The organism is Streptomyces huasconensis, assembly GCF_021028635.1.
GTDB lineage: Bacteria > Actinomycetota > Actinomycetes > Streptomycetales > Streptomycetaceae > Streptomyces > Streptomyces huasconensis.
In genome coordinates this window covers 1,809,098-1,821,939 of sequence record NZ_CP086119.1, presented here as the reverse complement: position 1 = coordinate 1,821,939, position 12,842 = coordinate 1,809,098, and the positions used below count along the sequence as shown (strand labels likewise).

Below are 12,842 nucleotides of genomic sequence, written 5' to 3'. Positions count from 1 at the left end.
CCGCACAGGTGACGCTGCGTAGGGTGCTGGGCAACCGCAAGAGGCGGTTGCCCAGGCAGTCCGAGAGGGGACAGCGCGTGACGGTCAACATGACCAAGGGTCAGGCCATCAGCCTGCAGAAGAACGACGGGGGCGCCCTCACCGCGGTGCGCATGGGGCTCGGATGGCAGGCGGCCCCGCGCCGCGGCCTGTTCGGCACCCGGACCCGAGAGGTGGACCTGGACGCCTCGGCGGTCCTGTTCGCGGACAAGCGGCCCTTGGACGTCGTCTTCTTCCAGCACCTGGTCAGCGACGACGGCTCCGTGCGGCACACCGGCGACAACCTCGTGGGCGGTGTCGGGCAGGGTGGCGACGACGAGGCGATCCTCGTCGACCTGCAGCGGGTTCCCGTCCACATCGACCAGATCGTCTTCACGGTGAACTCCTTCACCGGCCAGACCTTCCAGGAGGTGCAGAACGCCTTCTGCCGCCTGGTCGACGAGACCAACGGCGAGGAGCTGGCCCGCTACACCCTGGACGGCGGCGGCCAGTACACCGCCCAGGTCATGGCGAAGGTCCACCGTGCGGGTTCCGGCTGGCAGATGACGGCCATCGGCGAGCCCGCCAACGGCCGCACCTTCCAGGACTTGATGCCGTCGATCCTGCCGCACCTGTAAACACCGTCCGTACGAGGGGGAACGAACGCGATGACGGTCGAACTGGTGCGTGGGCAGAACCATCCGCTGCCCGGGACCCGCCTGGAGATCCGGGTCTCGGCCGGCGAGCCGGTCGTGGCGGGGGCCACGCTCGGCGACGACCAGGGCAGGGTCCCCGGAGCGGAGTGGGTGGCCCACCCCGGCTCGCCCACCCTGCCGGGCCTGGAGGTCTCCCGGCAGGCGGCGGCCGACCACCGCCTCGCCGTCGACCTCGGCGCCCTGCCGGAGACCGTCCGCCGGGTCAGCGTCCTGCTCGCACTGCCCGCCGGTGCCGGGAGCCCCGTCAGCTTCCGCGCCCTCGCGGCGCCCTTCGTCGCGGTCACCGGACTCGACGGCGCCGAGGTGGCCAGCTACACCATCACCGACCTCGACGCGGAGTCGGCCGTCGTCGCCCTGGAGCTGTACCGCCGCCAGGGTGCCTGGAAAGTCCGCGCCGTCGGCCAGGGGTACGCGGGCGGCCTCGCCGAGATGCTCACCGACCAGGGCCTGCCGCAGGCCCGCGAACTCGCGAGCGCCATCGACGACGCGGTGGCCCAGGGCCTGGCCCGTTCCGTGGCCGCGCCACCGTCCCGCCCCGCCGACGCTGCTCGCGTACGCACCACCACCCAGGACCACACGGGCCCGGCGCAGGACCGCCCCGCCGCGCGGCAACCGGGCGCAGACGAGCCCGAGGCGACCGCCCAGAGCGCCCAGGCCCCGGCCGGCGGCCCCGTCGACTACACCCACCCGGGGCGCCGCACCACCGCACCACCGCCGCCGCCTCCCGCCGCGCCCCCGGCCGGGCCGGGCCTGCCCGCGCAGCCCGTGGCGGGTGACGCCACCGGCTGGTCCATGGAGGAGCGGCTCTACAACCAGGTGTGGGGCATGTTCGAAGACCTGGCCCGCACCACGGCCGCGTACCGCAGCGCCGTCGACTTCGCCGACTCCCGCATGGAACAGGAACTCGACGCGGTCCTCGACGACCCGCGCGGCCGCATCGGCGGCGCGGGTGACGCGGCCCGCGAGAGCGCCCGGACCCGGCACGCCGACCTCGTCGGCCAGGCCAGGGCGGCCCTCGACCGCGACCTCGCCCAGCTCACCGCCGAGGCCGATGTCGTCGAACCCGCCCTCCCCGCCGCGTACGCGTCGTGGAGCAACCCCGTCTGGCACGCCTACCGCGCGCCCACGGAGGTCCCGATGGCGCTGCGCCTCGGCGACCTCCACCTCCCCGAGCGCCCCGACCTGCGCATCCCGATGCTCGTCAGGCTGCCGCTGGAGCGCGGCCTGTGGATCGACAGCGGCAAGGCCCTCACCAATCACCGCACCGACTCCACCGCGCTGCGCCGCCTCGCCATGGACACCGCGGTCGCCCACGCCGCGCGGCTGCTCGCCGTCCACCCCGCAGGCGAGTTCCAGGTGCACGTCATCGACCCCGCGGGCTCCGCGGCGCCCTCCCTCGCCCCGCTCGTGTCGGCCGGTGTCCTCGCCGGGCCTCCGGCAATCGGGGCGGCCGGAGTCTCCGACGTCCTCGCCCGGCTCACCCAGCGCGTGGACCTCGTCCAGATGGCGATCCGCGGCGGCGCCGCCGACGCGCTGCCCCCGGACCTGGACACCGCCGAGCAGCTCCTGATCGTCAACGACTTCCCGCACGGCTTCGACGACCGCGCCGTGACCCGACTGCGCTACCTCGCGGACGAGGGCCCGGCCGTCGGCGTGCACCTCATGATGGTCGCCGACCGCGAGGACGCCGCCGAGTACGGCCCGCTGCTCGACCCCCTGTGGCGCGCGCTGCTGCGGCTGACGCCGGTGCCCGACGACCACCTCGCCGACCCGTGGGTCGGACACACGTGGACGTACGACCCGCCGGTCCTTCCGGCGGGCAGCCAGATCCTGCGCCAGGTGCTCGAACAGGTCGCCGCCGCTCGGCGCGCTTGACGGTAAAGCGACTTTGACCATCCTCTGAGCTGGCCTTTTGGTTTTTGTTTGCCATCCCCTTTACCAACCCTTGGTGATTCGCGTACTCTTCTACCAGCGGAGGGGAGTACTCCCGGCTGCGACGTTCCCGTCAATACGGACCGCCATCGGTCCCGGGGCGTCGGCCCGATTCCTGGTGTGAACGCCTCGGGTGGAAGAGACCTCCGGCAGCGACGACGCTGATCAGTAGCCGTACGAAGCCGGAGGCGCAGTGGACGTTTCAATGACCCTGTGGGTGACGACCGTTCTAGGTCTGTGTGCCCTGATCGCGGTCGACTTCTTCATCGGGCGCAAGCCCCATGACGTGTCGATCAAGGAAGCCGGGATATGGACGGTCGTCTGGATCGTCCTCGCGGCGCTCTTCGGCGTCGGCCTGCTGGTCGCGGGTGAGAGCCAGGCGTCCGGCGAGTTCTTCGCGGGCTTCATCACCGAGAAGTCGCTCTCCGTCGACAACCTCTTCGTCTTCATCCTGATCATGGCGAAGTTCTCGGTGCCGACCCACCTCCAGCAGCGCGTGCTGCTCTTCGGTGTGCTGATAGCCCTGGTCCTGCGCGCGATCTTCATCGCCGCCGGCGCCGCGGTCATCGCCAACTTCTCCTGGGTCTTCTACATCTTCGGCGCGTTCCTGATCTACACCGCCTGGAAGCTCATCCAGGAGGCGCGTGCCGACGAGGAGGAAGAGGACTGGGAGGAGAACCGTCTCCTGAAGTCCATCGAGAAGAAGTTCGGCGTCTCCGACCGGTACGAGGGCACGAAGCTCTTCATCCGGAAGAACGGCAAGAAGATCATGACGCCCCTCATGGTCGTCATGCTCGCCATCGGCACCACCGACGTGCTCTTCGCGATGGACTCCATCCCGGCGATCTTCGGCCTCACCCAGGACCCGTACATCGTCTTCACCGCCAACGCCTTCGCCCTCATGGGCCTGCGCCAGCTGTACTTCCTCATCGGCGGCCTGCTCAGGAAGCTGGTCCACCTCAGCTACGGCCTGTCGGTGATCCTCGGCTTCATCGGCGTGAAGCTCGTCCTCCACGCCCTCCACGAGAACGGCGTGCACGTCCCCGAGATCTCCATCCCGGTCTCCCTCTCCGTCATCTGCGGCGTCCTGGTGATCACCACGATCACCAGCCTCATCGCCTCCAAGAAGCAGGAGCAGGAGAAGCAGGCGGCGGCCGAGGCCACCGCCGGCGAGACCGAGAAGGACAGCATCGAGGCCTGACGGTCTCACCCGGTGCCGTCCCCTCACAGGGGGCGGCACCGAGTCGCGACACCCGTGCGCCCGGGGCAGCATCGAGTCATGGTCACTCGGCTCCGGGCGCTCGGCATGCAGTGGACGGCCGTGGTCCCGCTCCTCGCGGTCGTCCTCCTCGCCCTCACCTGGGGACGCGACCTGCCCGGCGCGGTCGTGGCCGTGGTGACACTGGTCCTCGCGGGAGCGGTGCTCGCCGCCGTACACCACGCCGAGGTGATCGCCCACCGCGTCGGCGAACCCTTCGGCTCCCTCGTCCTCGCCATCGCCGTCACGATCATCGAAGTGGCGCTGATCGTGACCCTCATGGCCGACGGCGGCGACAAGAGTTCCACCCTGGCGCGCGACACCGTCTTCGCCGCCGTGATGATCACCTGCAACGGCATCGTGGGGCTCTGCCTCCTCGTCGGCGCACTGCGCCACCGCGTCGCCGTCTTCAACCCCGAGGGCACCGGAGCGGCCCTCGCCACCGTCGCGACCCTGGCCACGCTCTGCCTGGTCCTGCCGACGTTCACCACCACCAAGCCGGGCCCGGAATTCTCTCCCAGCCAGCTCACCTTCGCCGCCGTCGCCTCGCTCGTCCTGTACGGCCTGTTCGTGGCCACCCAGACCGTGCGCCACCGCGAGTACTTCCTGCCGCTGACCAAGCAGGGCGACGTCATCGACGGCGACGGCCACGCCGCCGGCCCCTCCTCCCGGCAGGCGCTGACCAGCCTGGCACTGCTCGGGCTCGCCCTGATCGGCGTGGTCGGCCTTGCCAAGGGCGTGTCACCGACGATCGAGTCGGGCGTGGAGAGCGCCGGCATGCCGCACGCCGTCGTCGGCGTGATCATCGCGCTGCTCGTGCTGCTCCCGGAGACCATCGCGGCCGTACGCGCCACCCGCCGCGACCGTGTCCAGACCAGCCTGAACCTCGCCCTCGGCTCGGCGATGGCCAGCATCGGCCTGACCATCCCGGCCGTCGCCCTCGCCTCCCTGTGGCTGTCCGGGCCGCTCGTGCTCGGCCTGAGCGCGACCCACATGGTGTTGCTCGCCCTCACGGTGATCGTCGGCACGCTCACGGTCGTGCCGGGACGGGCCACACCGCTCCAGGGCGGCGTCCACCTGGTGCTGTTCGCGGCGTACCTGGAGCTGGCAGTCACGCCGTAGACCCGTGGGCGTTCACCCGGTGGCCGGCGCCGGCTCCCGCACCGGACGCGTCTCCGGCAGCAGCGCGAAGCACCCGAGGCTCAACAGGGCGATGCACGACAGATACGCGGCCACGCCCCACGGCGTCCCGTCCCCCCGGGCCACGGCCGTCGCCACGATCGGCGTGAGCGCCCCGCCGAGCACTCCGCCGAGGTTGTAGCCGACCGCGGCGCCCGTACAGCGCACGCGTGGTTCGTACAACTCCGGCAAGTACGCGGCGATCACGGCGAACATGGTGATGAACGCGATCATCGCCACCAGGAAGCCGAGGAACATCAGGAGCGGCTGCCCCGTCGCGAGCAGGCCGATCATCGGGAACATCCACAGCGCGGACGCGGCGCACCCGAGCAGGCACAGCGGCCGCCGCCCGTACCGGTCACCGAGGACGGCCACCACCGGGGTCAGGGCGCCCTTCACCACCACGGCCGCCATGATGCACGCCAGCATGACCGTGCGGCTCACGCCGAGCCGCTCCACTCCGTAGGCGAGCGACCAGGTCGTCACGGCGTAGAACACGGCGTAGCCCACCGCGAGCGCGCCCGCCGTCAGGAGCACCAGGCGCCAGTGGTCGCGGACCACTTCGACGAGCGGCACGCGCGCGTGCTCGCGCACCCGCAGGAAGTCGGGGCTCTCCGCGAGCGAGGTGCGCAGCGCGAGCCCGGCCGCCGCGAGCACCCCCGCCGCCCAGAACGGCACCCGCCACCCCCAGGCGGCGAACTGCGCGTCGGAAAGGGTCGCCGAGAGCACCAGCATGATGCCGTTGGCCAGCAGGAAGCCGACCGGCGGTCCGATCTGCGGAAAGCTCGCCCACAGTCCGCGCCGCTCGGCCGGCGCGTGCTCCGCGGTCAGCAGCACGGCGCCGCCCCACTCGCCGCCGAGACCGAGCCCTTGCAGGAAGCGCAGCGCAAGGAGGAGCAGGGGAGCGGCGATCCCGATCGACTCGTACGTCGGTACGCAGCCGACGGCGACCGTGGCGAGGCCGGTGAGGAGCAGCGACCCGACGAGGACGGGCCGCCGCCCGCGCCGGTCCCCGATGTGCCCGAAGAGGACCGACCCCAGCGGACGTGCCACGAAGCCCACGCCGAAGGTCGCGAAGGCGGCGAGCGTGCCCGCCAGCGGGGAGAACGTCGGGAAGAACAGCGGTCCGAGGATCAGCGCCGCGGCCGTTCCGTAGATGAAGAAGTCGTAGAACTCGATGGCGGTCCCGGCGAGCGAGGCCGCCGCGAGCCGCGGCAAGGAGGGGGGTTCAGTGGTGCGCATGCCGCCTGACTACCCACAGTGACGAAGGGTTACGGGGGGCGCGCGGAGGTGCTCGGGTCGCTCAGTACGTCACCGTGATGCGCCGTCCCGGACCGTCCACCCGCACGTTCCCGCCGTAGGGGATCACCACCTGGGGGTCGGTGTGCCCGAGGTCCACGTCGAAGACGGCCATGGTGTCCGGGGCATACGTGCCGAGCGCGCGCAGCACGGCTTCCCGCTGCTCACGCACGTGCGCGGCCTTGGCCTCCGCGTCGTTGGGGCGGGTGAACGACCAGGCCTTGGGGCGGCCCATCAGGAGGGCCGGGAAGCGGCGCAGCAGCCCGCGTTCCCCCATGGCGCGCAGGATGCGGAAGACCGCGTCGGCGCTCAGCAGCTCCTCCGAGGTCTCCAGGAACAGCACGCATCCGTCGTACGCCGACAGGTCCCGCGCGATCTCACGGTCCGTCATCAGCAGCCAGGAGAGGATCTCCAGTTCACCGCCCCAGGAGCGGCCCTCCACGACCCGCTCCGGCCGGTGCCAGTGCCAGCCGGCGCCCGGCTCGGTCGGCGGCTCCGCGGCGAGGCTCGCGGGGTCCTCCCAGGGCAGGTCGACGTCACGGAAGCGGTCGGCGGGGGAGAGTTCGTAGGTTCCGGACGTGAAGAGGGCGGCGCGAAGCGAACGCTCCGTCAGCGGCGCCATCGCGCCCGGCCGGCCCAGCTCGCACATCACGGACGCGCCGTGGTAGCCGACGATGCCGCACTGCCAGAGGTGGGCGAGCAGGTTGGTGTTGTCGCTGTAGCCGAAGAACGGCTTGGGGTGCGCCCGGATCAACTCCCGGTCCAGATGCGGCAGTACGGTGATCTGGTCGTCACCGCCGATGCTCGCGATGACGGCCTTGACCGTCGGATCGGTGAACGCCGCGTGGATGTCGTCGGCCCGCTCGCGCGGCGTGGCGCCCATCTTGCGCGTCGTCGGATACTCCACCGGTTCGAGACCGAACTCCTTGCGGAGTCGTTCCAGGCCGAGTTCGTAGGGGAGCGGGAAGAGCTCCGGGAGACCGCTGGACGGCGAGATCACGGCGATGCGGTCACCCGGCGAGGGCTTGGGCGGGTACAGAGGTTCGGTGATCATGCCGGCAGCGTAGGGCCGTACTCTCCGCGGCGGCACCCGAGTTCCCGCGCGCGGGAGGCGTGATAGACCTCGTCCATGACCCTCAGTACCCGCAGCCTCGCCACCGCCCCGATCATGATCCTGAACGGCCCGAACCTGAACCTCCTCGGGCAGCGCCAGCCGGAGATCTACGGCTCGGACACCCTCGCCGACGTCGAGGTTCTGTGCGCCGAGGCGGCGGCCGCACACGGCGGCTCGGTGGACCTGCGGCAGAGCAACCACGAGGGCGAGCTGGTGGACTGGATTCACGAGGCGCGTGAGCACCACGCGGGCATCGTCATCAACCCCGCGGCCTACTCCCACACGTCCGTCGCGATCCTGGACGCGCTCAACACCTGCGACGGGATGCCGGTGGTGGAGGTGCACATCTCCAACATCCACCAGCGTGAGGCGTTCCGGCACCACAGCTACGTCTCGCAGCGCGCCGACGGCGTCATCGCGGGGTGCGGCGTCCAGGGCTACGTCTTCGCCGTGCAGCGGGTGGCGGCGCTGGTGACCGCGAGGGCGTGACCACTGGGGGCGACCGCCGAAGTGGCCGCCGGGGCGTGACTTTGTCCCCGGCGGCCCGTCGGTGCCGCCCGGCTCACCAGCCCCGGGCGCGCCACTCCCGGAGGTGCGGTCGCTCGGCGCCCAGCGTCGTGTCGTTGCCGTGGCCGGGGTAGACCCATGTCTCGTCCGGGAGCGTCCCGAAGATCTTCGTCTCGACGTCGTCCATGAGGCTCGCGAAGGCCCTCGGGTCCTTCCACGTGTTGCCGACGCCGCCCGGGAAGAGGCAGTCGCCGGTGAACACATGCGGATGGCCGTGCGGGTCGTCGTAGACGAGCGCGATCGAGCCCGGCGTGTGGCCCACCAGGTGGCGGGCGGTGAGGGTGACCCGGCCGACCGTGATCGTGTCGCCGTCGTCGACGAGGACGTCCGTCGGCACGGGGATGCCCTCGGCGTCCTCGCGGCCCGCGTACGTCCGCGCGCGGGTCGCCGCGACGACGGCTTCGAGCGCCTGCCAGTGGTCGCCGTGCTGGTGCGTGGTGACGACGGACGCGATGCCGTCGTCACCGATCAGCGTCAGCAGTGTCTCGGCGTCGTTCGCCGCGTCGATCAGCAGCTGCTCGCCGGTGGCCCGGCACCGCAACAGATAGGCGTTGTTGTCCATCGGCCCGACCGCGACCTTCGAGATCATCAGATCCGGCAGCTCGTGCACATCCGCGGGCCCGCCGACCTTCACCGCTCCGCTGTACGTCATGTGCGTCACCCTATAGCGGGGGGAGGGCCGGGAGCAGGCCTCCCTCGGTCTTCAACGCGGCACCGTCACGGCGGCCGGCGAGCCAGCCGACCACGTCCGGCGCGGGGCCGGAGACGGTGACTTCGGGCTCCCCCGCGCGACCGGTGCTCCACGCGTGCGTGCCGTCCGTGATCCGCGTGGGCGGCACCTCCTGGTGCCCCGAGAAACGTGCGGCAAGGAAGGCGATCTCCCGCTGCACGAACTCCTCGGGCAGGTCCTCCAGCTCGTAGCCGATGCCGAGGTCGACGTGGTGCAGCTCGACCTCCACCCACCGCCGGAACGGCACCCGGGACGCGGAGTCCGTGACGCCGTTGCGGAGCTCCACCGTGCGGGACCAGTCCGCGGGCCTCGCCGCCTCGTCCTGGAAGCGAGCCGCGCTCTGCCGTACGTCGGCCAGCTGCTCGGCGAGCGCGCGCGGGGCGTCCCGCTCGATGTCCGCGTCCCGGGCCTCGGCGCTGACGTACATCGGACGCCCGGCCAGGACGTTCACCAGCGCGTCCGCGTTGCGCGCGAGGTGGGCGAGGACATGGCCGCGGGTCCAGCCCGGCAGCCGTGACGGCTCGGCGGTCGAATCGTTGTCCAGTTCCGCGGCTGCCGTGAGCAGTCGGTCGGTCGCGTCACGTACAGACGCCAGGTCGCGCACATGATCAATCATGGGGCAGACGATAGCTGCGTCACACGTCCGGGTGAAGGAGTCCAGGTCACCCCGTAATTCGAATGTACGTGCGATATGGTCGAGGGTGGCATCGGGCATTCTTGACGGTCCGGATGTGTTCCTCAGGTGAACCGGGGAACCAGCCCGGCGTTGTCAGTGGCTCGCCCTAGTCTGTGAAAGACGGGGTTTCGTCCCTGTCACTTCTCTCTAGAAAGGTGCGGACCGGCGTGGCCGACCGTCTCATCGTCCGTGGCGCGCGCGAGCACAATCTCAAGAACGTCTCGCTCGACCTCCCGCGTGACTCCCTCATCGTGTTCACCGGACTCTCCGGGTCGGGCAAGTCCTCGCTCGCGTTCGACACGATCTTCGCCGAGGGCCAGCGGCGGTACGTCGAGTCGCTCTCCTCGTACGCCCGGCAGTTCCTCGGCCAGATGGACAAGCCCGACGTCGACTTCATCGAGGGCCTCTCCCCGGCCGTCTCCATCGACCAGAAGTCGACCTCGCGCAACCCCCGCTCGACGGTCGGCACCATCACCGAGGTCTACGACTACCTGCGCCTGCTGTTCGCGCGCATCGGCAAGCCGCACTGTCCCGAGTGCGGCCGCCCCATCACCCGGCAGTCGCCGCAGGCCATCGTCGACAAGGTCCTGGAGCTGCCCGAGGGCAGCCGCTTCCAGGTCCTTTCGCCGCTGGTGCGCGAGCGCAAGGGCGAGTTCGTCGACCTCTTCGCCGACCTCCAGACCAAGGGGTACTCCCGCGCGCGGGTCGACGGCCAGACGATCCAGCTCTCCGAGCCGCCCACGCTCAAGAAGCAGGAGAAGCACACCATCGAGGTGGTCGTCGACCGCCTCACGGTGAAGGACTCGGCCAAGCGCCGCCTGACCGACTCCGTGGAGACCGCCCTCGGCCTCTCCGGAGGCATGGTCGTGCTCGACTTCGTCGACCTCCCCGAGGACGACCCCGAGCGCGAGCGCATGTACTCGGAGCACCTCTACTGCCCGTACGACGACCTCTCCTTCGAGGAGCTGGAGCCCCGCTCCTTCTCCTTCAACTCGCCCTTCGGCGCCTGCCCGGACTGCACCGGTATCGGTACGCGCATGGAGGTCGACCCCGAGCTGATCGTCCCGGACGAGGACAAGTCGCTCGACGAGGGTGCCATCCACCCCTGGTCGCACGGCCACACCAAGGACTACTTCGCCCGCCTGGTGAACGCCCTCTCCGACGCCCTCGGCTTCGCCACCGACATGCCCTGGGCCGGCCTGCCGCAGCGCGCCAAGAAGGCCCTGCTGTACGGCCACAAGACGCAGATCGAGGTCCGCTACCGCAACCGGTACGGCCGCGAGCGGGTCTACACCACCGCCTTCGAAGGCGCCGTGCCCTTCGTCAAGCGCCGCCACAGCGAGGCCGAGAGCGACGCCAGCCGCGAGCGCTTCGAGGGCTACATGCGCGAGGTGCCCTGCCCCACCTGTGAGGGCACGCGCCTCAAGCCGATCGTCCTGGCCGTCACGGTCATGGGGAAGTCCATCGCCGAGGTCTCCGCGATGTCGATCAGCGACTGCGCGGACTTCCTCGCCGAACTGAGGCTGGGCGCCCGCGACAAGAAGATCGCCGAGCGCGTCCTCAAGGAGGTCAATGAGCGGCTGCGCTTCCTGGTCGACGTCGGCCTTGACTACCTCTCGCTGAACCGCGCGGCGGGCACCCTCTCCGGAGGCGAGGCCCAGCGCATCCGCCTGGCCACGCAGATCGGCTCCGGTCTCGTCGGCGTGCTCTACGTCCTGGACGAGCCGTCCATCGGCCTCCACCAGCGCGACAACCACCGGCTCATCGAGACCCTCGTACGCCTGCGGGACATGGGCAACACGCTCATCGTCGTCGAGCACGACGAGGACACGATCAAGGTCGCCGACTGGGTCGTCGACATCGGTCCGGGCGCGGGCGAGCACGGCGGCAAGGTCGTGCACAGCGGCTCCATGAAGGAGCTGCTGGACAACGACAAGTCGATCACCGGGCAGTACCTCTCGGGCAAGAAGGCGATCCCGGTCCCCGACGTGCGCCGTCCCGCCGACCCGGCGCGTCAGCTCACGGTGCACGGCGCCCGGGAGAACAACCTCCAGGACATCGACGTCTCCTTCCCGCTCGGCGTCCTCACGGCCGTCACCGGCGTCTCGGGTTCCGGCAAGTCGACGCTGGTCAACGACATCCTCTACACGCACCTGGCCAGGGAACTGAACGGCGCGCGTTCCGTTCCGGGCCGCCACACGCGCGTGGAGGGCGACGACCTCGTCGACAAGGTCGTGCACGTCGACCAGTCGCCCATCGGCCGCACCCCGCGGTCGAACCCGGCGACGTACACCGGAGTCTTCGACCACGTCCGCAAGCTCTTCGCGGAGACCACGGAGGCGAAGGTGCGGGGCTACCTCCCCGGACGCTTCTCCTTCAACGTCAAGGGCGGCCGCTGCGAGAACTGCTCCGGCGACGGCACCATCAAGATCGAGATGAACTTCCTCCCGGACGTGTACGTCCCGTGCGAGGTCTGCCACGGCGCGCGCTACAACCGCGAGACGCTGGACGTGCACTACAAGGGCAAGTCCATCGCCGAGGTCCTCGACATGCCGATCGAGGAGGCACTCGGCTTCTTCGAGGCGGTGCCCGCCATCGCCCGCCACCTGAAGACGCTCACGGACGTCGGCCTCGGGTACGTGCGCCTCGGGCAGTCCGCGCCCACGCTCTCCGGAGGTGAGGCCCAGCGCGTGAAGCTGGCCTCCGAACTCCAGAAGCGCTCCACCGGCCGGACGGTCTACGTCCTGGACGAGCCGACCACCGGTCTGCACTTCGAGGACATCAGCAAGCTGATCACGGTCCTCTCCGGTCTGGTCGACAAGGGCAACACGGTCATCGTCATCGAGCACAACCTCGACGTCATCAAGACCGCGGACTGGGTCGTCGACATGGGCCCCGAGGGGGGCAGCGGCGGCGGTCTGGTCGTCGCCGAGGGCACACCGGAGGAGGTCGCCGGGGTGCCGGCGAGCCACACCGGCAAGTTCCTGCGGGACATCATCTCGGCGGACCGCATCAGCGACGCGCAGCCCTCGCGGGGGCGCAAGCCGGCGAAGAAGACCCCGGCGAAGAAGGCCACCGCCAAGCGGGCGGTGGCGGCGAGCGCCACGGCCACGAAGAAGACGGCCACGGTCAGGACCGGCACGGCGGCCAGTAAGACGGCGGCCACGAAGAAGGCGACGGCCACGAAGAAGACGGCGGCCGCCAAGAAGGCCGTCGGCACGAAGGAGACGGCCTCCCCCAAGAAGGCCGCTGCGAAGAAGACGACGGCACGGGCCCGCAAGGCCTGACCGGCGAGCCGCTGTCCGTGGCCCGCAGCACAGCGCGGTAGCCCCGCTCGGCGACCGCAGCGCCTC

At 70.6% G+C, this 12,842-nt stretch carries 10 protein-coding genes; 6 read left to right on the top strand and 4 right to left on the bottom strand.

What is annotated here, in order from left to right; all coding sequences use genetic code 11:
- The first annotated feature begins 77 nt into the window (after nt 1-77).
- The 4 genes from J2N69_RS08195 to J2N69_RS08180 all read left to right on the top strand — a co-directional run bounded on the left by J2N69_RS08195 (nt 78) and on the right by J2N69_RS08180 (nt 5,046).
- The gene (locus J2N69_RS08195) at nt 78-656 is read left to right on the top strand and encodes a TerD family protein (RefSeq protein WP_127912174.1); all 579 of its coding nucleotides are present in this window, start codon (nt 78-80) and stop codon (nt 654-656) included.
- 30 nt (nt 657-686) lie between these two features.
- Nucleotides 687-2,609, top strand: a complete 1,923-nt coding sequence (locus J2N69_RS08190) for a TerD family protein (RefSeq protein ID WP_230900141.1) — start codon at nt 687-689, stop codon at nt 2,607-2,609.
- A gap of 250 nt (nt 2,610-2,859) precedes the next feature.
- A complete protein-coding gene (locus tag J2N69_RS08185) occupies nt 2,860-3,867 on the top strand; it encodes a TerC family protein (protein ID WP_230900140.1) in 1,008 nt (335 codons plus the stop codon).
- Between the two features lie 78 nt (nt 3,868-3,945).
- Complete coding sequence (locus J2N69_RS08180; protein WP_230900139.1) at nt 3,946-5,046, top strand: calcium:cation antiporter; 1,101 nt, start codon at nt 3,946-3,948, stop codon at nt 5,044-5,046.
- A gap of 12 nt (nt 5,047-5,058) precedes the next feature.
- On the opposite strand, the gene J2N69_RS08175 is transcribed toward J2N69_RS08180, so the two are convergent.
- Both J2N69_RS08175 and J2N69_RS08170 read right to left on the bottom strand, forming a co-directional pair.
- On the bottom strand, nt 5,059-6,345 hold the full coding sequence (locus J2N69_RS08175) for an MFS transporter (protein ID WP_230900138.1): 1,287 nt from the start codon (nt 6,343-6,345) through the stop codon (nt 5,059-5,061).
- A 61-nt stretch (nt 6,346-6,406) separates the two neighbouring features.
- Nucleotides 6,407-7,453 (bottom strand): S66 family peptidase, encoded by a 1,047-nt coding sequence (locus J2N69_RS08170; protein ID WP_230904633.1) that lies wholly within the window; start codon nt 7,451-7,453, stop codon nt 6,407-6,409.
- 78 nt (nt 7,454-7,531) lie between these two features.
- On the opposite strand from J2N69_RS08170, the gene aroQ reads away from it, so the two are divergent.
- Nucleotides 7,532-8,005, top strand: a complete 474-nt coding sequence (aroQ, locus tag J2N69_RS08165) for a type II 3-dehydroquinate dehydratase (RefSeq protein ID WP_230900137.1) — start codon at nt 7,532-7,534, stop codon at nt 8,003-8,005.
- Between the two features lie 73 nt (nt 8,006-8,078).
- Here the strand turns inward: aroQ and J2N69_RS08160 are convergent, their stop codons facing one another.
- On the bottom strand, nt 8,079-8,735 hold the full coding sequence (locus tag J2N69_RS08160; protein ID WP_230900136.1) for an MBL fold metallo-hydrolase: 657 nt from the start codon (nt 8,733-8,735) through the stop codon (nt 8,079-8,081).
- Nucleotides 8,736-8,745: 10 nt separating this feature from the next.
- Nucleotides 8,746-9,429, bottom strand: coding sequence for a maleylpyruvate isomerase family mycothiol-dependent enzyme (locus J2N69_RS08155; protein WP_230900135.1), 684 nt, complete (start codon nt 9,427-9,429; stop codon nt 8,746-8,748).
- Nucleotides 9,430-9,656: 227 nt separating this feature from the next.
- Between J2N69_RS08155 and uvrA the strand changes: the two genes are divergently transcribed.
- On the top strand, nt 9,657-12,776 hold the full coding sequence (gene uvrA, locus J2N69_RS08150; RefSeq protein ID WP_230900134.1) for an excinuclease ABC subunit UvrA: 3,120 nt from the start codon (nt 9,657-9,659) through the stop codon (nt 12,774-12,776).
- Nucleotides 12,777-12,842: the final 66 nt, after the last annotated feature.

What these genes read in the sequence shown, in the direction of transcription:
- aroQ (WP_230900137.1), top strand. Translation starts at nt 7,532, where the DNA reads ATGACCCTCAGTACCCGCAGCCTCGCCACCGCCCCGATCATGATCCTG.
- J2N69_RS08190 (WP_230900141.1), top strand. Translation starts at nt 687, where the DNA reads ATGACGGTCGAACTGGTGCGTGGGCAGAACCATCCGCTGCCCGGGACC.
- J2N69_RS08175 (WP_230900138.1), bottom strand. Translation starts at nt 6,345, where the DNA reads ATGCGCACCACTGAACCCCCCTCCTTGCCGCGGCTCGCGGCGGCCTCG.
- J2N69_RS08155 (WP_230900135.1), bottom strand. Translation starts at nt 9,429, where the DNA reads ATGATTGATCATGTGCGCGACCTGGCGTCTGTACGTGACGCGACCGAC.
- J2N69_RS08160 (WP_230900136.1), bottom strand. Translation starts at nt 8,735, where the DNA reads ATGACGTACAGCGGAGCGGTGAAGGTCGGCGGGCCCGCGGATGTGCAC.
- J2N69_RS08180 (WP_230900139.1), top strand. Translation starts at nt 3,946, where the DNA reads ATGGTCACTCGGCTCCGGGCGCTCGGCATGCAGTGGACGGCCGTGGTC.